General features: G+C 60.1%; 18 protein-coding genes and 1 tRNA gene. 5 read left to right on the top strand and 14 right to left on the bottom strand.

Features of this window, described 5'->3' with window-relative positions:
• The first annotated feature begins 17 nt into the window (after positions 1-17).
• A complete protein-coding gene (locus ACNQ62_RS04960; protein ID WP_037944188.1) occupies positions 18-455 on the top strand; it encodes an Lrp/AsnC family transcriptional regulator in 438 nt (145 codons plus the stop codon).
• Between the two features lie 18 nt (positions 456-473).
• Here ACNQ62_RS04960 and ACNQ62_RS04955 read toward each other — a convergent pair whose 3' ends face one another.
• Both ACNQ62_RS04955 and ACNQ62_RS04950 read right to left on the bottom strand, forming a co-directional pair.
• Entirely contained in the window at positions 474-941 is a 468-nt protein-coding gene (locus ACNQ62_RS04955) for a disulfide bond formation protein B (RefSeq protein WP_288960319.1), read from the bottom strand.
• On the bottom strand, positions 941-1519 hold the full coding sequence (locus tag ACNQ62_RS04950) for a YqaA family protein (RefSeq protein ID WP_418094336.1): 579 nt from the start codon (positions 1517-1519) through the stop codon (positions 941-943). The genes ACNQ62_RS04955 and ACNQ62_RS04950 overlap by 1 nt, the downstream gene beginning before the upstream one ends.
• Positions 1520-1642: 123 nt before the next feature.
• Between ACNQ62_RS04950 and ACNQ62_RS04945 the strand changes: the two genes are divergently transcribed.
• Positions 1643-1726 (top strand) — tRNA-Leu (locus ACNQ62_RS04945).
• Between the two features lie 171 nt (positions 1727-1897).
• Here the strand turns inward: ACNQ62_RS04945 and ACNQ62_RS04940 are convergent.
• The 7 genes from ACNQ62_RS04940 to ACNQ62_RS04910 form a co-directional block, all read right to left on the bottom strand.
• Positions 1898-2824, bottom strand: coding sequence for a carbohydrate kinase family protein (locus tag ACNQ62_RS04940; protein ID WP_418094335.1), 927 nt, complete (start codon positions 2822-2824; stop codon positions 1898-1900).
• Positions 2821-4377, bottom strand: a complete 1557-nt coding sequence (locus ACNQ62_RS04935; RefSeq protein ID WP_418094334.1) for a mannitol dehydrogenase family protein — start codon at positions 4375-4377, stop codon at positions 2821-2823. The genes ACNQ62_RS04940 and ACNQ62_RS04935 overlap by 4 nt, the downstream gene beginning before the upstream one ends.
• Before the next feature lie 50 nt (positions 4378-4427).
• Positions 4428-5432, bottom strand: a complete 1005-nt coding sequence (locus ACNQ62_RS04930) for an ABC transporter ATP-binding protein (protein WP_418094333.1) — start codon at positions 5430-5432, stop codon at positions 4428-4430.
• Positions 5433-5444: 12 nt separating this feature from the next.
• Complete coding sequence (locus ACNQ62_RS04925) at positions 5445-6275, bottom strand: carbohydrate ABC transporter permease (protein ID WP_005853358.1); 831 nt, start codon at positions 6273-6275, stop codon at positions 5445-5447.
• A 10-nt stretch (positions 6276-6285) separates the two neighbouring features.
• Positions 6286-7152: a carbohydrate ABC transporter permease gene (locus tag ACNQ62_RS04920; RefSeq protein WP_005853360.1), complete on the bottom strand. Its 867-nt coding sequence runs from the start codon at positions 7150-7152 to the stop codon at positions 6286-6288.
• Between the two features lie 117 nt (positions 7153-7269).
• Positions 7270-8571, bottom strand: coding sequence for an ABC transporter substrate-binding protein (locus ACNQ62_RS04915; RefSeq protein ID WP_418094332.1), 1302 nt, complete (start codon positions 8569-8571; stop codon positions 7270-7272).
• A gap of 114 nt (positions 8572-8685) precedes the next feature.
• The gene (locus ACNQ62_RS04910; RefSeq protein ID WP_005853365.1) at positions 8686-9717 is read right to left on the bottom strand and encodes a LacI family DNA-binding transcriptional regulator; all 1032 of its coding nucleotides are present in this window, start codon (positions 9715-9717) and stop codon (positions 8686-8688) included.
• Between the two features lie 1264 nt (positions 9718-10981).
• On the opposite strand from ACNQ62_RS04910, the gene ACNQ62_RS04905 reads away from it, so the two are divergent.
• A complete protein-coding gene (locus tag ACNQ62_RS04905; RefSeq protein WP_418094331.1) occupies positions 10982-16213 on the top strand; it encodes a Hint domain-containing protein in 5232 nt (1743 codons plus the stop codon).
• Positions 16214-16326: 113 nt separating this feature from the next.
• Here ACNQ62_RS04905 and ACNQ62_RS04900 read toward each other — a convergent pair whose 3' ends face one another.
• Positions 16327-16929: a nucleotidyltransferase family protein gene (locus tag ACNQ62_RS04900; RefSeq protein WP_418094330.1), complete on the bottom strand. Its 603-nt coding sequence runs from the start codon at positions 16927-16929 to the stop codon at positions 16327-16329.
• Positions 16930-17102: 173 nt separating this feature from the next.
• Here ACNQ62_RS04900 and ACNQ62_RS04895 point away from each other — a divergent pair, with 173 nt between their 5' ends.
• Positions 17103-18470: a DUF2254 domain-containing protein gene (locus tag ACNQ62_RS04895; protein WP_132996648.1), complete on the top strand. Its 1368-nt coding sequence runs from the start codon at positions 17103-17105 to the stop codon at positions 18468-18470.
• Between the two features lie 9 nt (positions 18471-18479).
• Here ACNQ62_RS04895 and ACNQ62_RS04890 read toward each other — a convergent pair whose 3' ends face one another.
• Positions 18480-19784 (bottom strand): HlyC/CorC family transporter, encoded by a 1305-nt coding sequence (locus ACNQ62_RS04890; RefSeq protein WP_064215721.1) that lies wholly within the window; start codon positions 19782-19784, stop codon positions 18480-18482.
• A gap of 64 nt (positions 19785-19848) precedes the next feature.
• On the opposite strand from ACNQ62_RS04890, the gene ACNQ62_RS04885 reads away from it, so the two are divergent.
• A complete protein-coding gene (locus ACNQ62_RS04885; protein ID WP_418094329.1) occupies positions 19849-20676 on the top strand; it encodes a metallophosphoesterase family protein in 828 nt (275 codons plus the stop codon).
• On the opposite strand, the gene ACNQ62_RS04880 is transcribed toward ACNQ62_RS04885, so the two are convergent.
• The 3 genes from ACNQ62_RS04880 to ACNQ62_RS04870 are packed head-to-tail and all read right to left on the bottom strand — an operon-like array spanning position 20613 to position 23301.
• Positions 20613-21587 carry a site-specific tyrosine recombinase XerD gene (locus tag ACNQ62_RS04880; RefSeq protein WP_243250115.1) on the bottom strand — a complete coding sequence of 325 codons (975 nt, stop codon included), beginning with the start codon at positions 21585-21587 and terminating at the stop codon, positions 20613-20615. The two genes, ACNQ62_RS04885 and ACNQ62_RS04880, sit on opposite strands and share 64 nt — an antisense overlap.
• Positions 21587-23155 (bottom strand): hypothetical protein, encoded by a 1569-nt coding sequence (locus tag ACNQ62_RS04875; protein ID WP_418094328.1) that lies wholly within the window; start codon positions 23153-23155, stop codon positions 21587-21589. Before ACNQ62_RS04875 ends, ACNQ62_RS04880 begins: the two co-directional genes overlap by 1 nt.
• Positions 23152-23301, bottom strand: coding sequence for a hypothetical protein (locus ACNQ62_RS04870; protein ID WP_005853380.1), 150 nt, complete (start codon positions 23299-23301; stop codon positions 23152-23154). Before ACNQ62_RS04870 ends, ACNQ62_RS04875 begins: the two co-directional genes overlap by 4 nt.
• Positions 23302-23370 lie beyond the last annotated feature (69 nt).

Here is a 23370-nt window from a genome sequence, read left to right as displayed (position 1 = left end):
CAAACTGGACAGTCAATATGGACACAACGGACGAAGCAATTCTGGCAGCGCTGCGCGACGACGCGCGGGCGTCTCTGTCTGATCTGGCGGCGGCCTTGCGGCTGTCACGTACCACCGTGCGCGCGCGTCTCGCCCGTTTGCAACAAAGCGGAGAGATCCTGGGCTTTACCGTCGTGACGCGCTCGGACGTGCGTGCCGATCCGGTGCGCGGATTGATGATGATCGAGATCGAGGGCCGTGGCGCTGACCGCATCACCCGCACGCTGGCCGGAATGGCGGCGTTGCGGGCAGTGCATTCGACCAATGGCAGATGGGACGTGATCGTCGAGATCGGCACCAAAACGCTTGAGGAGTTCGACGAGGTTCTGGCCCGCATCCGCAAGCTCGACGGGGTGGTCGCGAGCGAGACGAGCCTTTTGCTCAAGACGCGCAAGGCAGGGCAGGCCGCCTCCTAGAGCGGCCTGCGAGATGGTTCAGCGCGGTGCGCGCGCGGCAGAGACCCAGAACGCCAGCAGGATGGCACAAATGACCGCGTTCCAACCCGCCATGGACAGACCGAAAAGCTGCCAAACGATGTCATCACACATGACCAGACCGGAGGGCGCGCTGGTGGACAAAAGATCGCTACCGCTCATCGCGCCAAGATCCATGCCGCCGCCTGTGCAGGACGACGGGCCGGGCCAGAATTTCCATTCCACCCCCGCATGATAAACCCCGATCAGCCCCGTGATCGCCACCGACAGCGCGCCCAGCCAGATCAACGCCCGCGGCGCACCAAAGAGCACGATAACCCCGATCAGGATCGCCGCTGCATGGGGCCACCGCTGCCATAGGCACATTTTGCAAGGCGCATAGCCGCCGATATGTTGGAACCCAAAGGCCCCCAACAGCAGCGCAGCAGACCCCAGCGTAGCGATCAGGACATAGGTGTTTCGCGTCATCACAGATACCTCAGCAAGAAGAAGCTGCCGAACAGCAGCACGACAAATACCGTAAATACCAAAGGCAGACGGCGTTCAATAAAGTCGCGGATAGGTGCGCCAAATTTCCACAGCAGCGCCGCCACGATGAAGAACCGCAGCGCGCGCGCAAGGATCGAGGTCACGATAAAGGTCGCCAGTGGCATCCCCGTCCACCCAGACATGATCGTGATCACCTTGTAGGGGAAGGGCGTGACGCCTGCGGTCAGCACAGCCCAGAAGCCGACGCCGTTGAACCGGTCCGAGAATGCCGCCATCGCGTCGCCTTTGCCAAGGCTGGCAAGGATCGGTTGGCCCAGTTGTTCAAAAGCCAACGCACCGATGGCGTATCCCAGCAGCCCTCCCAAGACCGACGCGATCAGTGCGATCCCCGCGATGAGCCATGCGCGGTTCGGGCGCGCAAGGATCATCGGGATCATCAGCACATCCGGCGGAATGGGAAAAACAGAGCTTTCAAGGAATGCCACAACCGCAAGGGCCCAAAGCGCGTGCGGGTGGTTTGCCAGGCCCAGAACCCAGTCATATAGCCGTCGGATCATACTGCGGTCTCCGGTATTGTTTTCTGTTCAATGGCAACACCAGAACAATCGGACGGGGTCAAGCAAAAGCGGTAAAATTGCTCTTGCCGTGGGGCGCGTGGCACGGTAACAGACCCCCATTGTGCCCAAGTGGCGGAATGGTAGACGCAGGGGATTCAAAATCCCCCGCCGCGAGGCGTGCCGGTTCGAGTCCGGCCTTGGGTACCACCTTGTTATTGCAAGGCTTTCCGTAAAATTCAGTTTCGATCGTCGATAGGTGTAAAGGTTGCTTTTGCAGCTTTGGCGATGTCGCGTCCTCTTGTTCGTTGCATATCAAAAGCCGCGCAGGGAATTGCTGCGCGGCTTTGCGAAAGGGTCCGTCTGGGGGTGTGGTCTGCGTTAAAGCTCGTTTGCCCAAGGCGGGTTGGCACCGGCGCGTGACACGGTGATGGCGGCAACGCGGGCACCATAAGTCATCGCGTCGCGCAAAGCGTCGGGATCAAGCGTGCCAAGGGCTTCAGGCGTCAGCAGACCCAGGTCGGACAGCTTCGCCAGAAATCCCGCATTGAACGTATCACCGGCACCGATTGTATCGACGACGTTGGTCTTTACCGCCGGCACTGCGATCGATGTGCCGTCTGCAAGCGTTGCTATGGCACCCTCGGCCCCTTGGGTGACAATCACAACCGACGGGCCGGTGTCGAGCATTGCGCTGATCTTTTCGGCCTGCGTCAACGGGGCGGGGTTCAGCCAGTTAAGATCCTCGTCCGAGACTTTGACGATATCCGCCTGGCTGATCATCGCCGCCATCCGGCGGCGGTAGCCGTCTGCGTCGGTGATAAACAGCGGGCGGATGTTGGGGTCGATCATCACCGCCCGCGGCCCGCCCTGACGTTCCAGCAAGGCAGCATAGGCGCTGGCACTGGGATCGCTGGCAAGGCTGATACCGCCAAAGAACAGCGCCGTGATATCGCTCGGCAGCTCTGGCATATCCTCGGGGCGGATCATCCGACCGGCGGAGTTTTCGTCGAAGAATGAATAGCTTGCCTGCCCATCTTCAAGTTTCACAAAAGCCAATGTGCTAGGACGGTCAGAGCGGATGATATGCGTGGTGTCCACGTCACTGGCCTTCAGCGCATCGGCGAGTTGGTCGCCGAACATATCGCGCGACAATCCGGTAAGCATGCCCGTGCGGGCACCCAATCGGCCAAGCGCGATAGCGGTGTTAAAGACCGCGCCGCCCGAATGGGGCACAAACCCGTCCGGCCCGTCGAGCGACGGGGCCGCGACCATATCGATCAATGCCTCCCCGCAACACAGGATCATTGCCCCATCCCCGCGCGGTCACCGGCCAATGCGGCGGCCACATCCGGCTGATCGGTATAGACCGCAAGCGCGGCCTCGCAGCCTTCTGCCCAGATGAGCGAGAGCCAGTGTTCAAACGCCTCGGCAAAGGCCTGATGCTCGGCCAGATCGCCATAGATATGACGCTGCGCAAGCCAGAGCTGCGGCGCTTCGCGCGCGGCCAGGGCCACAGCGTTGAGGCGCGCCCACTGCGGGTCGTTCGGCTCGATCTCTGTCCCGTCCATGCGGGTGCCTGTACACATACGGGCCCATAGCGCCTCTACCAGGGCCAGACCGGAGCAACTGCCCTTGGCCGCCAAGGCGTCGCGCAGGACCGGCAGGACAAACCCCGGATGCCGTGATGACCCGTCAAAGGCCACGCGCCGTGTGGTGTCGCGGATCGCGGGGTTGGCGAAACGTTTGGCAATCAGTTCGACATAGGCCGCCGGGTCTTGACCGGGCACGGCGGCGACGTAGGGGGCGATTTCCTCTGCCTCGATCTTGCGGAACATGGCAGAGGTCAAGGGGTGCGCCATGCAATCGGCGATGGTCTCCAAGCCCAGCAACTCTCCGGCGTTGGCCAAGACCTGATGTCCTGCGTTGAGGATGCGGATTTTCATCGCCTCGTAGTCATGCACCGCGTCGGTAAAGATCGCCCCCGCCTTATCCCAGTCGGGGCGTCCGGCGCAGAAGTCGTCTTCGATCACCCATTGGCGGTAGTTCTCGTGGGTCACCGGTGCCGCGTCATCGACGCCAAGGCTTTGCGCCAGCGCAATCTCGTCAGGGCCGGTGGCGGGCACGATGCAATCCACCATAGAGTTCGGGAAGCTGCAGTTTTGCTCGATCCACTGGGCAAGCGCCGCATCACTTTGGCGGGCGAGGGTCACGACGGCCTGGCGCGTGGCGGTGCCATTGCCGCGCAGGTTGTCGCAGCTTTGGACGGTAAACGGGCCTTGGCCCGCATCGCGTCGCAGCTTGAGCGCGGCAATGATCGCGCCGAAAACCGTCTTGGGCTGATCGGGCTGCGCGCGGTCATGCTGGATATCGGCGTGGGTCAGATCAAGACCGCCGGTTTCGGGGTCGATGAAATAGCCGCCTTCGGTCACGGTCAGCGACACGATGCGGATCGCGGGATCCGCCATCGCGGCAATCAGCGGCGCGTTGTCTTCGGCGATGGGGGTGTAGTCGATCATCGAGCCGACGACCTCTGCCGTGACACGGCCGGGGGCAAGCTCGATTAAGGTGGTCAGATAGTCCTGCGCTTTAAGCTTGTCGCGCATCGCGCTGTCATAGGCCCGCACACCGGCGCCGATCAGCGCCCAATCCTGCGCCAGACCCTGTTGCATCAGCTTGTGCAGATACCACGCCTGATGGGCGCGGTGGAAGTTGCCCAGACCGATGTGGATGATCCCCGCCGAGAGCGCGGCGCGATCGTAGTTGGGCGTGCCAATACGGGCGGGCAGGTAACCAAGGCGATCCAGGGACAGCGGCACCGGAGGCGGCGCGTCGGTGTTTGTTATGGTCGGTTCATTCATGAGACCGCTTTCGTAGGAAGCAAAGTTAAAGGGCAGGGGCACGCGGCGCTTCATGCGATGCGTAGGCCGTTGGCGTCGAAGCGGTGAAGCGAGTCCTCGCGCGGGGTCAGGAACACTCGGTCGCCGTGGCGCAAGCCCACTTCGCCGCGGGCACGGACGGTCATCATCTCGGTCAGGCCGGTGTCATAGACGTGGAAGAACGTGTCCGATCCCAAATGCTCAGACACTTTGACGACGCCGCTCCAGATGCCTTCGGTTGTCGACACGTCGATGTGTTCAGGGCGGATGCCGATGGTATGCGCACCGTGTTTGGCCGCCTCGGGACCCGAGATCAGGTTCATCTTGGGCGAGCCGATAAAGCCCGCGACAAAGGTGTTGCGGGGTGTGTGGTAAAGCTCAAGCGGGGAGCCGACCTGTTCGATCACACCGGCCTGAAGCACCACGATCTTGTCGGCCATGGTCATCGCTTCGACCTGATCGTGGGTGACATAGATCATCGTCGTCTCAAGCCGTTTATGCAGCTCGGAGATTTCAAGCCGCATGCCCACGCGCAAAGCAGCGTCAAGGTTGGACAGCGGTTCGTCGAACAGGAAGGCCGCGGGTTCACGGACAATCGCCCGACCAATCGCCACACGCTGGCGTTGCCCGCCCGACAGCTGGCCGGGTTTGCGGTCCAGATAGGCGGTCAGGTTCAGCGCTTTCGCCGCGGCATCGATGCGGCGGTTCTGTTCGTCCACGGGGATGCCCGCCATGCGCATCGGAAAGGCGATGTTCTTGCGCACGGACATATGCGGATACAGCGCGTAGGACTGGAACACCATCGCCAGACCGCGCTTGGCGGGGGGCACATGGGTGGCGTCCTGTTTGTCGATGCGGATTTGCCCGCCAGAGGTATCTTCGAGCCCTGCAATCAGGCGCAGCAAGGTGGATTTGCCACAGCCCGAGGGGCCGACAAAGACGGTGAATTCGCCGTCTTCGATGGTCAGGTCCAGCGGCGGGATGACTTCGACGTCACCGAAGCGCTTGGAAACCTTGTCTAATGTGATGCGTCCCATGGTGTTGTTTCCTTATTTCACTGCGCCAAAGGTCAGGCCGCTGACAAGTTGTTTCTGGCTGAACCAGCCAAGGATGAGGATCGGCGCGATGGCCATGGTCGAGGCCGCGCTGAGCTTGGCGTAGAACAACCCCTCGGGGCTGGAATAGCTGGCGATAAAGGCCGTCAGAGGGGCAGCCTTGGCGGCGGCGAGGTTGAGGGTCCAGAAGGCTTCATTCCAGGCGAGGATCACGTTCAGAAGCAGCGTGGATGCGATGCCGGGGATCGCCATCGGCGTGAGGATATACAGCACCTCTTCGCGCAGGCTGGCACCATCCATACGGGCTGCCTCTAGGATCTCGCCGGGGATTTCCTTGAAGTAGGTGTAAAGCATCCAGATGATGATCGGCAGGTTGATCAGCATCAGCACCACGACCAGCCCCAGCTTGCTGTCCAGCAGACCCATTTTGATAAAGATGAGGTAGATCGGATACAGCACCCCGACCGCTGGCAGCATCTTTGTGGACAACATCCACAGCAGGATGTCTTTGGTCCGGTTGGAGGGGACAAAGGCCATTGACCACGCGGCGGGAACGGCGATCAGGATGCCCAGAAGGGTAGAGCCCCCTGCGATCACCACCGAATTCCACAAGAACCGGCCGTAGTTCGAACGTTCCTGCACGGCGGCGTAGTTCTCTAGTGTCCAGTCAAAGAACAGGAACACCGGCGGGTCTGCAATCGCCTGGGCTTCGGTCTTGAAGCTGGTCAGGATGGTCCAGAGGATGGGGAAGAAAATCAGCAGCCCGACGCCCCATGCGAGTGCGGTGTTCAGAGCCTTGCGTTGTGTGGTCGTTGCACGTGCCATGACGGGCTCCTTATGCGTCGAGGTTCTTGCCAACCATGCGCATCAAGAAGATGGCAACGATATTGGCGAGGATGATGGCATAGACACCGCCGGCAGAGCCGAGCCCGATGTTCTGGCTTTCCAGCACACGCTGGAAGATCAGATAGGTCAGGGTTTTGGTGCCAAAGGCGCCTTGGGTGGTCACGAAAATTTCGGCGAAGATAGAGAGCAAAAAGATCGTCTGGATCAGCACCACCACCGTGATCGCCCGCGACAGGTGGGGCAGGGTGATGAAACCAAAGCGTTTGACGGGCGATGCGCCGTCCATCTCGGCGGCCTCCAGTTGTTCACTGTCCAGCGACTGGATCGCGGTCAGCAGGATCAGCGTCGCAAAGGGTAGCCACTGCCAGCTGACAATCAGAATGATGGATTGGGTCGAGGCTTCGGTCAGCCACACCAGCGGTTCAGCCCCGAACAGGCCCCACAGGTGGGCGAGCAGCCCGTTGACCGGATCCATGAACATGTTCTTCCAGACCAGCGCCGATACGGTCGGCATCACGAAGAACGGGGCAATCACGAGGATCCGAACGATCCCTTGACCCCACATCGGCTGGTTCAGCAAGACGGCCAGCAACACACCCAGAACGACGGTGATGAACAGGACGCCGCCCACAATCACCAGTGTCGCCTGAACCGACGGCCAGAATGCGCTGGACGATACGAAGCGGACGTAGTTGTCAAAGCCGACCCACCCCAGATCACCGCCGCGCAGGGGCAGGTATTTGCGAAAGGAAAAATACAGCGTCATCGTCAGGGGGACGAGCATCCATCCCAGAAGCAGCACGACAGCGGGGGCCATCATCAGACGGGCGGCCGATCGTGAGTGTTGCGTTGCCATTGAATATACCTCCTCCGTTGACGGGCTAGGGCCGTCCCGGACGATCATGCACGTGTTGGAAAAAAGGGGCCAGTCAGCAAGGGGGAGCTTTGCTGACTGACCCCGAGGGCGATCAGATCAGTAGCCGGCGGCTTCCATCTCATCGGTGGTCAACGCTTGTGCGTTGGCCAGGGCTTCATCGACGGACTGCTGTCCTGCCAGCGCGGCAGAGAACTCTTGACCGACCTGTGTGGCGATGCCTGCAAACTCCGGGATAGCTGCAAACTGCACACCGACGTAGGGCACCGGATCCACGGTTGGCGCGGTGGGATCAGCCGACAGGATGCTGTCCAGTGTCATCTGCGCGAAAGGCACCTTTTTGTATTCGGCGTTTTCGTACAGCGATGTCCGCGTGCCGGGAGGAACATTTGCCCAACCGTCTTTCTCGGCGACCAGTTCAAGATACTCTTTGGACGTGGCCCATTCGATGAATTCTTTCGCGGCGGCTTCGTTATCGGTGCCAGCAGGGATGCCAAGCGCCCAAGCCCACAGCCAGTTGCCGCGTTTGCCTTTGCCGGTGTCAGGTGCCAGCGCAAAGCCGACCTGATCCGCGACGGTGGAATCTGTCGGGTTGGTCACAAAGGACGCCGCAACAGTCGCGTCGATCCACATGCCGCATTTGCCCTGTTGGAACAGCGACAGGTTTTCGTTGAACCCGTTGTTCGCCGCACCCGGAGGGCCCGCGTCGTTCATCAGGTTCACATAGAACTCAAGCGTTTCTTTCCATGCGGGCTGGTCAAACTGCGCGCCCCAGCTTTCGTCGAACCAGCGTGCGCCAAATGCGTTTGCTGTCGCGGTGAGGAACGCCATGTTCTCGCCCCAACCGGCCTTGCCACGCAGACAGATGCCGTTGATGCCGGCGTCACGGTCGGTCATGGCGCGGGCGGCCTCAGCGACGAATTCCCATGTGGGCGCGTCGGGCATCTCCAGTCCGGCTTTCTCCATCAGGTCCTTACGGTACATGATCATGGAGCTTTCGCCATAGAAGGGGGCCGCATAAAGCGTGCCGTCGACGCTCAGACCGCCGCGCATTGCGGGCAGGATGTCGTCGGTGTCATAGTCTGCAGACAGATCGTCCAGCGGCACCAGCCAGCCTTGCTTGCCCCAGATCGGGGTCTCGTACATGCCGATGGTCATGATGTCGAACTGCCCACCTTTGGTGGTGATGTCCGTGGTCACACGTTGACGCAGGACGTTCTCCTCCAGCGTGACCCATTCAACCTCGTGGCCGGTTTTGGCAGTAAAATCATCGGTAAAACCCTGCATCCGGATCATGTCGCCGTTGTTGACTGTAGCGATTGTGATCGTATCCGCAGAAGCAGCGGCTGCCGTCAAAAGTGAAATGGCGGTCGCCGTTCGAAACGCGTTCAAAACAAACATCTTCTACCTCCCTGATGAGATGTTAGCGACAAGCTTACGGCTATTGGTGAACTCGCGTCAATTTGAATTTTACGCGCGTCTAGTTTTGCGATTTAGGTTCGTGTTTTCAATTGCCTAGGCAGAGCCCCTGAGCACGAGCTTTCCGTCAAACAGCGTCTCTGTACGCGAATCAAGAGAATCATCTGCCTCGATCAGGGCAAGCAGGGTGGTCGCGCTTTTCTCGGCAATGGCTTCGTAGTCTTGGGACACGGTGGTCAGGCGCGGGCAGGTGAAGCGCGAGAAAGGATGGTCGTCATGGCCCGCGACGCGGAAGTCGTGGCCTGCTTCGATCCCGACGCTCATCCCCGCCTCGAAAATGGCGGACAACAGCCCGATGGCCAAACGGTCGTTGCTGCACAGTATGGTTTTTGACGGTAGGCTTCGGTCGCGGATTACGCGGGTGCCTTCGCGAAACCCGATCTCTTCGAATTCCCATCCCTCGCCACCGACCTGGATTAGATGCGGCGTTTGGCCCAGACGTTCCATCGCCCTGACATAGGCCGCCCGCCGTTTGTAGGCGTTGGGGTTCATCGGGTCTTTCATCTCGAAAAAGGCAGGCGGCTCGCCCGTGCGGCACAGATAGTCGACGATCAGATCAACGCTTTGTTCATTGTTGGAGCCTATGAACGCCTTGCCGACCTTTTCGATGTTCGCATCGAACAGGACGGTAGGGACCTCTTCGGTAAAGGTCTGGATCTGCGCGTGATCAGAACTGCGCCCGAAAGCGGCCAGCAATACGCCCGCCGGTTTCAACATGCGGAGGTTTTCGAGATTCTCCAGCTCCATCTCGGGGCTGCCGTGCGACCCGAGCAGAACGGGCCGGAAGCCCTGCCGCAGGATGTGTTCTTCGATCGTGCGGGCAATCTTGGCAAAGAAAGGGTCGGCCAGATGCGGCACCACGACGCCGATGTTCTTGGTCAAACGGCGGTTCTGGTTCATGGCGTAAAGATTGGGCCGATAGTCATATCGGTCCAGCGCTGCCTCAACCCGTTTGCGGGTGCTGCTACGCACGCTGGTGGGGTCGTTGAAGAACTTGGAAAGCGTCGGACGGGAGATCCCGCTGACGGCGGCAAACTCTTCCATATTCTTGATTTTCCGACTGCTCATCAAACGCTTCTTCTGGTGGTGGCAGAGGCCAAGTGACGACGCCATGTTCCTGTATCTGTTGGATCAGCATACTTGTCGCGCGGTAAATATCACCCCCTAACATCATGAGACAGTGGGATTTTGCTGCGAATTTGACCAAAATACCCTCTTGCGGTTGTAGCGGCAGATGTTCGCTCAAACCCATGTCCTCGCCTCGAACTTATGGTGTCGGGCGTTAATAATCGGCATATGCCACCCCACCTGAGGTGCTGAAGACTATCCTTTAGGTGGTATTGCGATTCGGTTTCCTGCTGGCAAACTGGCGGCGTTTTCGAAAAAATGGACGCGGTCGCAAGCTATTGGTTCCAAATCGCGAATTTACGCCCCGCCACAGTCCCGTCACGCCGAATTTAATCGCAAAGATGGTTTATTGTGTCTGCCTGCGAAACAGTGCCGAGGGCTGAATTTGAGAAATCATTAAGATTAGGTGAAAAAACCCCGAAAGTTACCAGCACTGTCGAAATTCGCGCCCTGAGATGGGAAACAATGTGCTACCTATGCGTGCAGTTTCCGCGTCGCCGTCGAGTCAAACAAGGCGGAAAAGAGGCGCGTCTGCGAATTCTTGCCATTTTTTTCCTTCCAGCAACGTCAGCGGGTGGGTAATAAGAACGTGCCCAACTGGGGGGCAAAGTTTTTTAGGTTTCGGGGGCGACCGCATCGAACGCACATGTTGTGCGGGGAAGATGTGTTCGCTTGGCTCTTAAGAGCCGATGAATATACCACTGCCGGTTGCGCGGCAGCGGGCAGCTGTCTGCGGCTGATCCTCCCTTCAGAACGGTAGAGTTCTTTGTGTGTCGTCTGTGACCGCGGAGCTTTGTTAGGGGTATTGTGCGCCGTTTTTTAACGGCCCGCCACGTTGGCGGAAGGAGGAGAAACTGATGGGACACTGTATCTACAGACCACGATTGCCGGACCGTTCGGGTATGGGTGATGTTGCAACTCTGCGTTGCTCCGCCGCTGCCGACACAGTCTTGATTTCTTCCCCGAAGCGCCGTTTTCGGATCACAACAAGAACACAAATGACCCGTATCAAAACGGCTGCAGATTTGGGCGTGTCACGTGATGCACCCGTCCGCGCGCCGTATGTTTCATTGCGGCAGCGTCGCGGGCAGGGCGTTGCTTTGTCCCGCCTTAGTACCCCGGCACAGAATTGGTGCCATGTGATTTAATTAGCTTCGCCCATGACTGGGCACCCTCGTTTTACGGCTGACGGTACAACCGTAGCGTGCCTGACCTGATTTTGGAGACGACCGATATGACCATCTTTTTAAATAAACTGTGGCTCTTTGGAAAAACCTCGACCGCCGAGGCCGAGAAAACCGCGACCGAGGCTCCGGCCGACGGGCCGAACGGGATCGTGGACGGTAACCAGCAGGGCAACAAGATCGACGCCAGCTATAATGATGACCCAAGCGGAGACCGTGTTGACGGTAACGACGCGGTATTTGGCAACGTCGGGTCCAATGATGACATCATCCTCGCACGTGGCGGCAATGATACGGTCAACGCGGGTTTGGGGAATGATACGGTCGTCGCAGGGTCGGGCAATGATTATGTCGACGGTGGCAAGGGCAACGACATCCTGATCGGTGATGGCGCGACCAAGGGCAACTACGGCGACACCCGCGAAAGCTTTGAATGGTCCAAGGCACCCGACCCATCGGGCGACGGTTCCGCGATCGACGACAATGACAACCTCAAGGGCGGGTTCACGCAGAATACCGGCACCGTCAACGTCACATTCGAGCTCAAGAGCTTTTCGCCGCGTAACAATGCGGACCAGGAATTCAGCGATAGCAAACAGTTCACCGGAAATGTCGAGGGCGATGCCCACGGCGTGAACGATAACAGCTCGTTTGAATCGCTGGCCAACTGCACCGGCGAAACAAAGTTCGAACTGCGGTTTGACGAGGCCGTTGGCAATGTGTCCTTCAACGTGAACGACATCGACAACAGAGGCGCTGTGAAAGTGCTGGCCTACGACGCATCCGGCAAGATGATCGACGTCGACATGATCGCCAACAGCAGCTCCGGCAAAGTGGAGCTGACGGACAGTGACGGCAAGTTCGGCGCGGACACGGCCACCAGCAAGGGCGGCGACGATTCCCCGTCGTCGAGCAAGTATTCCGTCAACGTGTCCATCGACGGTCCCGTGTCGCGGATCGAGTTCATTCACACCGGTGCCACAAGCGGCAACTCTGGTGTAAACGTAACAGACGTTTTCTTTGACAACCCCGCGGCTTTGCTGGCGGATGACGACGGCACTGTCGGGAACGACACGCTGCACGGTGGCGAAGGCGATGACATCATCTTTGGCGACAGCGCCGGCCTGACCAAAGCGCAGCCCGTCTCGAAGACTGTTGAGCCTGTATCGGGTGCGGATCATACCGTTCTGACATGGGATCTGGCGAATGTGACGGTGGCTGGCGGTTCAAGCCCCTTCCAGAACAGCGATGTGGGCTCCGGCGATCTGTCTGGCAAGTCGTTCACCATCAACGAAAATTCAGCACCTGTCGCGGTTGGCATCAATGATGACGACGATAAGTTGAATGACAACGACAACTCGCAAACCCTGGCGAAAACCACCAAGTTGGATGGCAATACCGAAAAGTCCGGGGACAAGATCATCCCCGAGTATTCCTATATTGTGCGCCCCGAAGGCGCAGTAGATTCCTCGCAGGATGTGACAGTCTACGTCGTGAACTTTGACGGCAACGATGCCGTCGGCTTCGTGACAGACAAACCGCTGGAAGTCGGCAAGTCCTACGATTTCGTCAGCCACAACTCTAACCTGCCGTCGATCAAATACGATCACATCGCCAACACCTATACCGTGAGCGATGACAGCACGTCCCCAACCGATGGCACCGTTGGTGGCGACGATGTGCTGACCGGCGGGAATGGCAACGACACGATCTTTGGTGAAGGCGGCAACGACAGCATCGAAGGCAATGCGGGCCACGATTCGATCGAAGGCAACCACGGCGATGACACCATTTCCGGTGGCACCGGCAATGACACGATCTATGGCGACAACAACACCGGCGGTGCCTCTACACCCGGCGGCACGACAGAGCGTGAGAGCTTTGAGTGGGACAAGGCACCAGACCCTCATGACAACTCGGCTGTCGATAATAACGACAATCTGGGCGGTGGCTTTGTTCAGGACACGGGCAACGTCAATGTGACCTTCTCGGTCACCGGCAGCAGCAAAACGCCCGAGACGACATTCTCCACTGACCAGCAGAAGGTGCATTCGATCACCGGCGATGGTCAGGCGACCAATGCGAACAGCTCTTTGGCGTCTCTGGCGAACCAGGATGGTGAAAGCGCGACCTATCGCCTGGACTTCTCGAAGGATGTGACCAACATCAGCTTCCGCATCAATGACATTGATAACGCGTCGAAAGTTGTGATCGTGGCCGTTGGCCCCGATGGCGCACGCACGCCGATCAACGTCAGCACAGGCGGCGGCATTCAGGCACAGAACCAGGACGGCGTTGGCGGGAATGAAACGCTGATCAGCCGCGGTGCCGATGGCCCGGATACAGATCCGAGCCACTCTGCGCTGGTGAACATCTCGGGTCCGGTGGATTACCTCGAAATCACCCACACGATGGATCAAAGCCTGTCGCCCGGGAACCACGCGGGCATCAACATCACCGACGTCTATTTCGACGCGCCTGTGGGCGGCGTTGACGGTGGTGCCGGCAATGACCTGCTGATGGGCGACGACGGCGATGATCTGATCGACGGCGGCGCAGGCAATGACACGCTGTTTGGCGGCGATGATGACGATACGTTGATCGGCGGCGACGGTGATGACCAGCTCACTGGCGGCGAAGGCAAAGACAATATTAGCGGCGGCGCGGGCAAGGATACCATCTTTGGCGGCACCGATGGCGATACGGTTGACGGTGGTGCCGGCGGCTTCAATGCCGACCCTGCGCTCAACACCGACGATGACACGCTGGACCTGACCGGTTTGAACTTCCGCCTGCGCGATCTGGAACCAGATAGCAACGGCAATGGTCAGAACGGTACGGTTGATCTTTACAACGACGACGGCACATCCGCGGGCTCGTTCAAATTCACCGAGATCGAAAACATCATCGGCGAAGAGATGGCCGGCCCTGTTGATGGTCTGGACAGTGGCGAGGATATGGCCCCGGGCTACACCGACGCCCAAGGCGACCAGATCGACGGCACAGACGGGATCAACGATACGATCTTTGGCAACGGTGGCGACGACACGATCGACAGCGGGTTGGGCGACGATACCGTTGACGGCGGCTCGGGCGACGACACGTTCACACTGACCGATGGCGTCGACAACGACGTTATCATCGGCGGCGAAAGCGGCGAAACCGACGGCGATGTGATCGACAGTACGGCTGTGGATGACGACCTGACAGTCACTTTCACCGACAAAGAGGAAGGGACACTGACCAACGGGTCCGGCACCACCGAATTCTCGGAGATCGAGAGACTCGAACTGGGTGGCGGTGACGATACGGTCACAGGCTCTGGCGGCGATGAAAATGTCTTGACCGGTGACGGCAACGACGTGGTGAACGCCGGCGGTGGTGATGATACCATCGATGGCCAGGGCGGCAATGATACCATCGACGGTGGTGAATATGATGACAGCCTGATCGGTGGTGACGGCAACGACTCCCTCGTCGGTGGTGAGGGTGACGACGTACTGATTGGCAACAAGCCCGGCGCGATTGGCGTGCCCGACACAGACGTTCCTTTGGTCTCCACACCCTTTGATCAGGATACCAACCCCAACGACGACAAAGACACGCTGATCGGCGGCGCGGGGAATGATACGATCGATGGCGGCGATGATGCCGACTATATCGACGGTGGCGACGATGATGATGTCATCGAAGGCGGCATCGACAACGACACCATCTATGGCGGCAGCGGCAACGACACCATCACCGATGTCCAAGGTGCGGACGAAATCTATGGCGGTGACGGTGACGATCTGATCGAAGCAGGTATCGACACCTTCTCTGATTATGCGAATGATCAGCCGACCGTCGGTGGACGACCCAACCCATTCTTCAACTCCGGCGATCCGAACAAGGACGATGGTCGTGATTTTGTCGATGGCGGCAGCGGCAACGATACGATCCGCACCGGCGACGACTCTGACACCATCTACGGCGGTACGGGCGACGATTCTATCAACGCGGGTATCGATGACGATGAAGTCCACGGCGACGACGGCGACGACAGCATCATCGGCAGCCACGGGTCCGACAGCCTGTATGGCGGCGAAGGCAATGACACCATCTATGGTGGCTTTGGTAACGAACCGATCGCCGGCTACGAGGGCGAGGAAGTCGACGCCACCGATCCGCAGCCGAACAACGGCAAGGACTATATCGAAGGCGGTGCCGGCAATGACGTGCTGTACGGTGAAGACGACAACGACACCATCCTGGGTGGTGCCGATGACGATTACATCGACGGTGGTATTGACAACGACAGCCTGGATGGCGGCGATGGCGATGACACTATCGTTGGTGGGCAGGGCGACGATACAATTGTCGGGGCGGCAGGCAACGACAGCATGCGCGGCGATGCCGGTCGGGATACCTTTACCAACGTCAACGGTGGCGACACCATCGACGGCGGTGCTGGCACGGACGAGACCGACTATGACGTCATCGATCTGCGGGGATCGCTAAGCCCCGGTGGTGGCTACCGCATCGTAAACGTCACCGAAGATATAGATCCGGGCGATGATACAGACGGCGACAGCCCCAACGATGGTATCGACGGTACGATCGTCTTTACGGATGCGTCCGGCACTGAGACCGGTCGTCTCGACTTCACCAACATCGAAGAGATCATTCCTTGCTTCACGCCGGGCACCTTGATCGCGACGCCGAAAGGGGAACGTCGGGTCGAAGATCTGGTAGTGGGCGACCGTGTCATCACCCGTGACAACGGTATTCAGGAAATCCGCTGGGTCGGTGCCCGCGAGATGACCGGACAAGAGCTGGCGCATAAAGCGCATCTGCTGCCGGTTCTGATCCGTCAGGGTGCTTTGGGCAACAATCTGCCCGAGCGTGACATGCTGGTCAGCCCCAACCACCGCGTTCTGGTGGCCAACGACAAGACAGCGCTCTACTTTGAAGAGCGCGAAGTTCTGGTCGCGGCGAAACACCTGACCGGTCTGGAAGGTGTTGATATCGTTGAAACCTCTGGCACGACCTACATCCATGTGATGTTCGACCAGCACGAGGTGATCCTGTCTGACGGCACATGGACTGAAAGCTTCCAGCCGGGCGATATGAGCCTTGCAGGTGTCGGCAACGCGCAGCGCAACGAGATCCTGGAGCTTTTCCCGGAACTGGCAACCCGCGAAGGGGTGGACGGCTACGTCGCCGCGCGCCGCACGCTAAAAAAGCACGAGGCGAAACTTCTGACGAAGTAAGCGCCACATTATATGCAGCAACATGCCTGCATCCCCTAGGGGGTGCGGGGCGAAGAACGGGGCAGGCGACTGTCCCGTTTTTTCGTGTTCAGGGGTACGTGGTCAGGGGCCGGTCAGCGCGCCGCGCGCCATGCGGCCCATGCTTCGGGCGTATCAAGGTCCAGTCGCGCGCGGTTCTCCGGCAGGGGGATCAGCAGCGTCTGGTCCTGGGCCTGAGCGATGATCTCTTTCCCGCCGGTGTCACCTTGCATCCGTGCAAAATGATCGAAATGGCAGGCGGCAAAAACCGTCGGGTGACCCGGCTTTCCATCCGCCGTCGCACCGCGCCATATCGTGTAATTTGATTTGATATCAACGGCTTGAAAGACGGTGTTCAAGTCATCTTTAGTCAGTTCTGGCAGGTCGGCAAGCAGCACCATCGCGGCAGGCGTCCCGGCGGGAAGGGCCGCAAACCCTGCGCGAAGCGAGGCGTTCATCCCCTCTGCCGCGTCGGGAACGGGTAGCGCTTCAACCTCCATATCAGCCACAAGCGCGTAGCGAGGGTGGGGCGCAGGTGGCAGCGCCACAATGACCGCCCCTCGCGTCGCCGCCCGCGCGATCCGTGCCTGTCGGCGCAGCAGCGCTTCGCCCTCCACAATCTCTAGCAGTTTGTCGCGCCCCCGCATCCGCGAGGATTGCCCCGCGGCCAGCAGGATGATGGGGATGTCATGGCTCATACACCGACCATAGCCAGAATTGTCAACCACCGTAAGAGCATAGCATCAGTCCCACCCGCTGATTTGGCCCGGCATTTTTGAACCATCGGGCGGAATAGGGCGTTGGGCTTGTAAGCCAGGTGATCTCCGCGCAAGCTTGTTGAACATGGCACTTCATGACGCGGACATACCCTATGAACTTTGACTTCCTTTTACCATCGACACTGCTCCGCAAGGGCCGTGAATACAGCCGCAAGCTGTGGGTGCGGGTGCTGATCATGGGGTTGTTGGCGGTCTTGTCGCTGCTGCTAAGCATGTTGATCGAACGCTGGATTCCGCAATCGCTCGCGACCTATCTGACCGGCAGTGCGGCGGACCGGTTGCTGTCGATCATCGCCAACGCGATGCTTGCGGTCACCACCTTTTCGCTTAGCGTCATGGTCACGGTATATCGCAGCACCTCGACCCAATGGACGCCGCGCATTCACCGCTTGATCGTGCAGGACCGCACCACCCAGAATACACTTGCCGTCTTTATCGGGGCCTATGTGTATGCGCTGATCGCCATCATCCTGCGCGAGCTTGGGGTGTTCGACGACAAGCGGTCTTTCGTGTTGTTCGTGATGACGGTGATCGTATTGACGGTGATCGTGTTCAGCCTGATCCGATGGGTGCTGCATTTGCAGACCTTTGGCAGCCTGATCGATACCTCGCGACAGGTGGAGGATCAGACACGCCGCACCTTCAAGGAACGCCTGCATAATCCCTGCCTCGGGGCCAATCCGCTGACAGGTGATATCCCCGACAGTGCAAAGCCGTTCACCGCGGATGAAAACGGCTATATCCAGCATATCTACCCCGAAGCGTTGAATACCGTGGCGGAAAACCACGGGGTGAAGATCTATCTCAAGCGCAACATCGGCAGCTTTGTTTTCGTCAACGAACCTTTGATGATGATCGACCGCGTGGGGCAGCCCAAGGACGATGAACACACCGATGAAACGCTGCATGCAGGGATCAATGCCAGTATCACCATCGGCGATCTGCGTACCTATGACCAAGATCCGCGCTTTGGTCTCATCGTGATGGGGGAGGTCGCGTCAAAGGCGCTGTCGCCCGGCGTAAATGACCCCGGCACCGCGATCGACGTGATCACCCGCATTGGCCGCATCCTGAGCTTTTACGAGGACGAGACCGAAAGGGACCGCGACGAGGTGCTGGACCACATCTATGTCGCACCGCTGGACCCGTCCGACCTGATGCAGGACGCTTTTGGCGCGTTGGCGCGGGACGGGTGTACGGTGGTCGAGGTGCAGCAGCGGCTTCAAGCCACGCTGAACGGCCTGATGCGGCACCCTGACGAGGGGCTACGCATCGCCGCGCGCAGGGCTGCCGAACGTCACCTCAGACGCGCGCTTGCCAAGATCGACTTTGAACCCGACCGGGCGCAGTTGATGGAAAGCGCCAGCCAAGACGTGCGCGATGCGGTCCGTGACGCGGTAAAGCGCAGCGATACAGAGGATGACGCGCCAAAGATGGACAATGACACAGACACCACCTGAGGGCGGCTTTTACAGGGGGCGGATTTTCAGCTGTGTGATCCGGTTGCCATCGCGGGCGATGACCTCGAACCGGAACCCGTGGAAAGAGAACACCTGATTGGGCGTCGGGATCATCTGCGCTTCGTGGATCACCAAACCGGCGACGGTATTGGCTTCTTCGTCGGGCAAGTCCCATTCCGTGGCGCGGTTCAGGTCGCGGATCGTCATGGCCCCATCGACGAAATACTGCCCGTCCTCGGCCTTGGTCACGCCATGGTCCGCATCTGGGTCGAATTCATCGGTGATCTCGCCGACGATTTCTTCAAGGATATCCTCGAGCGTGATCAACCCCTGAAGCGAGCCATATTCATCCACCACCAATGCAAAATGGGTGCGGCGCCGTAGGAACTGGCGCATCTGTTCGTCCAGGGTAGATGTCTCGGGCACGAAATAGGGTTTCATCGCGATATCGGCGATTTTGAACGTCTTGAACGGTTTGTCATCCTCGGCACCGCTGATGTGCTTGTACATGGCACGCAGCAGGTCTTTGGCATGGATCACACCGATGATGTTCTCGGGATCATCGCGGTAGACGGGCAGGCGGGTGTGGTTGCTTTCAAGGATCTGTTCAAGGATCTGCGAAGGGTCATCGGCGGCATCGATCATCTCGATCCCTGACCGGTGGAGCATGACCTCTTCCACCATCCGTTCCCGCAGGTCGAGCGCGCCTAGAATACGGTCGCGGTCTTCCTTCTCTACCACGCCTTCAGAGCGGCCGATTTGCAGCGCCCCCGCGATTTCCTCGCGCACGGCAAGGATGTTGCTGTCAGGGTCGATGGTCACGCCGAAAAGGCGCAGGATACCGCGGACCAGAAACCGCACGGCTGATACCACGGGGCTGAAGATCAGCACCACCAGCGCAATGGGCCGCGACACGGCGGCGGCGGCGGTTTCGGCATTGGTGATCGCATAGGTCTTGGGCAGAACCTCGGCAAAGATCAGGACCAGCAGCGTCATCACCAGCGTCGCCAGCGCCACACCGGATTCGCCAAAGACCCGCGTGAACAGCGCCGTCGCAAGTGAGGCTGCAAGAATGTTCACAAGATTGTTGCCCAGCAGGACAGAGCCGATCAGCCGCTCGTTATCCTCGGTGATCTTGAGCGCACGTTCCGCCCCCTTGGACCCTTTATCCGCCTGACCCCGCAGCTTGCCCCGCGATGCCGCCGTCAGCGCCGTTTCCGACCCAGAAAAGAAGCCGGAAAGCACCAGAAGAAACAGGATGATACCGCTGCTGATCCAAAATGCGCCGTCTAGGATTGCGGGGGCCGTGTCCATTTGTGAGTATACCTTATCCGTTTGCTCATAGGGTTATGGGCGTGTGTGCGGTTTCATTCAAGGGATGAGCAGGGTGAACCATCAAGATTTGGGACAATTGAACGGGCCAGTTGTGCTGTTCGGCGGTCCGTATTCCAACCTGCAGGCGCTTGACGCGCTGTTTGACCGCGCGCGGGCCTTAGGGGTGGGGCCGGATTGGATGATTTGCACCGGCGACGTCGTGGCCTATTGCGCCGATGCCCATGCCGTCAGCGACAGGATGCAGGACAGTGGCATCGCGGTGGTGGCGGGGAATTGTGAAAAGCAACTTGCCGCAGGTGCGATGGATTGCGGCTGCGGGTTCGAGGATGGCAGCGCCTGCGATCTGCTGTCGGTCGGCTGGTACGGCTACGCCAGCGCGCAGATCACCCAAGCGCAGCGGGACTGGATGGGGCAGGTGCCGGATATCCTCAGCTTTCACCACGCCGGAAAGCGCTATGCCGTGATCCACGGGGGGCACCATGATATCGCCCGCTTCATCTGGCCCGTCTCGCCCGAGGCCGAGTTCGACGCGGAATGGCAGGCGGTTGAGCGCAGCATCGGTCCGGTGGACGGGATCATCGCAGGGCACTGCGGGGTGGCGTTTGAACGGCAGACAGCGCGGGGGATGTGGATCAACGCCGGTGTCATCGGCATGCCGCCCAACGATGGCGCACCGCAGACGCGTTTTGCGGTGCTTGATGCGGGGCAGGTGTCGTTTCACCGGCTTGACTATGACCATACCGCCGCCGCCCGCGCGATGGTGCAGGCGGGGCTGACCCAAGGCTACCATAAAGCGCTAGAGACCGGTCACTGGCCGTCAGAGGATGTCTTGCCGCCGGAACTGCGCCGCCCCGCCTTGGCCAGCGGATGATTTTCCAGCACCAGCTCGGACAGACGTGCCTCTAGGACATGGGTGTAGATTTCGGTCGTGGCGACATCGGCGTGCCCCAGCATCGTCTGGATCGCCCGCAGATCGGCCCCATTGGCCAGCAGATGCGTTGCAAAGGCGTGGCGTAGGGTGTGGGGGGTAACCTTGGACGGATCAACACCGGCGGTCAGGGCGAATTCCTTGATCAGCAGATAAAAGCGGTGGCGCGTCAGATATCCGGCGCTGCCGCGACTGGGGAACAGGTAGATCGACGCGGGTTTGCCCTTGGCCTGTGCGGCCTCGTCGGTTTTATCGCGCTGCACCAGCCATGCCGCCAGCGCCTCGCGCGCGGGGTCAGACAGGGGCACCAGACGTTCCTTGCCGCCTTTGCCCATGATCAAAAGCAAACGCGGATCGCCGCGGGCCGCGCTGACCCTAAGGCTCACCAGCTCGCTCACCCGCATGCCGGTGGCGTAGAGCAGCTCCATCAAACAGGTGTTGCGCAGCTGGTCCGAGGTGTTGCGCCCCGAGTGGCGCGCCGCGTCGAGCAGCTGGTCAACCTCGTCTTCTGACAGCACCTTGGGCAGACGCTTGTCCTGCCCCGGACCGGCAATCTGGATCGCGGGGTTATCGGTGCGCCACCCTTCTTCAAAGGCGAAACGGTACAGCTGTTTGATCGCCGAGAGCCGCCGCGCGCGGGTGGATTTGGCAAGCCCCTGCGCGTCGCACCAGACCAGATAGGCTTCGATATCCTTGCGACCGACCGTGACGAAATCCAAGGCGCGGCGGGCGAGAAAACTGTCAAAATCCTTCAGGTCGCGCCCATAGGCGAGTTGCGTGTTCGTGGCCGCGCCCAGTTCCGCCGCCTGCGCCTCTAGGAAGGTTGAAATCCAGTGCAGCAACTCGGTCTGCATCAGTCACGCTCCAGCAAAGACGTTTGCAGGGCAGCCCGCCGCGCAGCATCTTCCAGCCCCAGGGCCCGCAGGGTAGAGATCGCATCGCGCAGGGCAGCCGTGTCGCCGCGGGCGCCGTCCTCTAGCAGGGCAATTGTATGCAGGATGGCGCTGCCCAACTGACCGTTTTGCGCCATTTCAACCAGCCCCTTACGTGGTGTTGGCGTCGTGAACGCGCTGGAAATCCCCTGTGCGTGGGGGATATCGGGCGTGGTTTTCGGGGCCTCCCCGCGCGCGATCTGCGACAGGAATGTAATCTCTGCCGGTGTCGTATCCGCGATGGCAACCTGCTCGTAGAGCGGTGACAGCAGCAGGATACGGTCGCGCAGGGCGGCGCTGGCACCGGTAAGGTCGGTGCTCTGCAAATCCTCGGCATAGAGGGTGGCGAAGGTCACTTCGGTCTCGGCCTGCTGCATGGCGCGCCACGCAGGGCGCAGGGCTTTGGCGATTGCCTCTGTATTGCCGCTGGACATGGCCGTGTCGAACCGCTGGAGCGCGTCGACACGGTCCCACACCCCGCCAGAGGCCGCAGGCTCACGGTCTGTATAAATGCCCAGAAACCGGTTGTCGGGCAGGGCACCGATACGGGTCAGACGCTCCGCCGCGTCTAGCTGCGCCTTCCATCCCGCGATATCGCGCAGATCGGCCACAGCATAGGCGGCGGGCAGGTTCCGCGTGGGCTGCGGCTCTCCGATCGCTTCAAGAAGCCGAAACTTGAGCGGCGTCATCTCGCGCGGGCCGGGCAGGGGCGCGACCCCTTCGTAAAGGTCAGGGTTGAGGAACCGGTCCAGCAACGACAGATCGCTTTCGGGCAGCAGCGCCAGCGCTTGGGCAGACCCCAGCGTCAGCGCCGCCGTGTCCCATTCCCCCGACCGCGCAGCGCACAGGATGCGCACGCCGTAATCCGTGGTCAGGAAGGGCTTGTCCTTCAGCCGTAGGCAGGCACGATCTTCTGTGCCCAAAAGCAGGCTCACCTGCATCCATAGGCCAAAGTGATCCGGCGAAGTCTCGACACCCGCCTGTTCGATCAGCGACATCGCAGGGTCAAGCGCCGCAGCATCCATCAAGGTGCGCACACGGGCGAGGGCAAGCGCATCGCCCTGTTTCGCGTCCCCCTGCGGCGCTGTTGCTTGCGCCAGCAGCAGGGTAAACAGCAGCGAATGGGCTACGGGCAGGTGAAGCTCTGGCAGACGGTCAAGCTGATGCGCGATGTCTTCCGCGGTGCTGCCCGTCCATAGATCCTGCGGCAGTCCTGTCACCTTGGTTGGCACCAAACCGATAGCGCGCGGCCCGCCTTTGCCCAAGGGGGCCACGGTCACGACAGGCGGCAGCGCGGTCCGCGCCACCGGGGCCTCGTCCGGCTTGACGGGGGCCTTGCGCGTCGGTTGCGGCGTCTTGGGACGTTCGCCGAGCCAGTCGATCACCGACAAAGGCGCGTTGCGGTCATTCCGCGCCGCGGTTTGCGCGGCGACACCAAGGGGGAGGGCAATCAGGCAAAAAACGCTTAGCTGCCTGACAAATCGGATCATTGCTGCTCCAACGTCACGGATTCGCGGATTTCGACCTGGGGTGGTGCAAAGTCCGCCCCGAAGAACGGCCCCACATAGGCATAGACCGCAAGGCCGATGAACCCGATAATTGCGAGGTAAATCAGAAACTTGATCAGCTTGCCCATGGAATCCGCCTGCTTTCTTCTGCATCTTTTGACTATTCTATATATGGCCTTTTGGGCAAGATCACGTCA

Source organism: Sulfitobacter sp. SBS6 (assembly GCF_048285585.1).
GTDB lineage: Bacteria > Pseudomonadota > Alphaproteobacteria > Rhodobacterales > Rhodobacteraceae > Sulfitobacter > Sulfitobacter pontiacus.
Note: the sequence above shows the minus strand (reverse complement) of the source record. Positions and strands in the feature narration are given on the sequence as shown.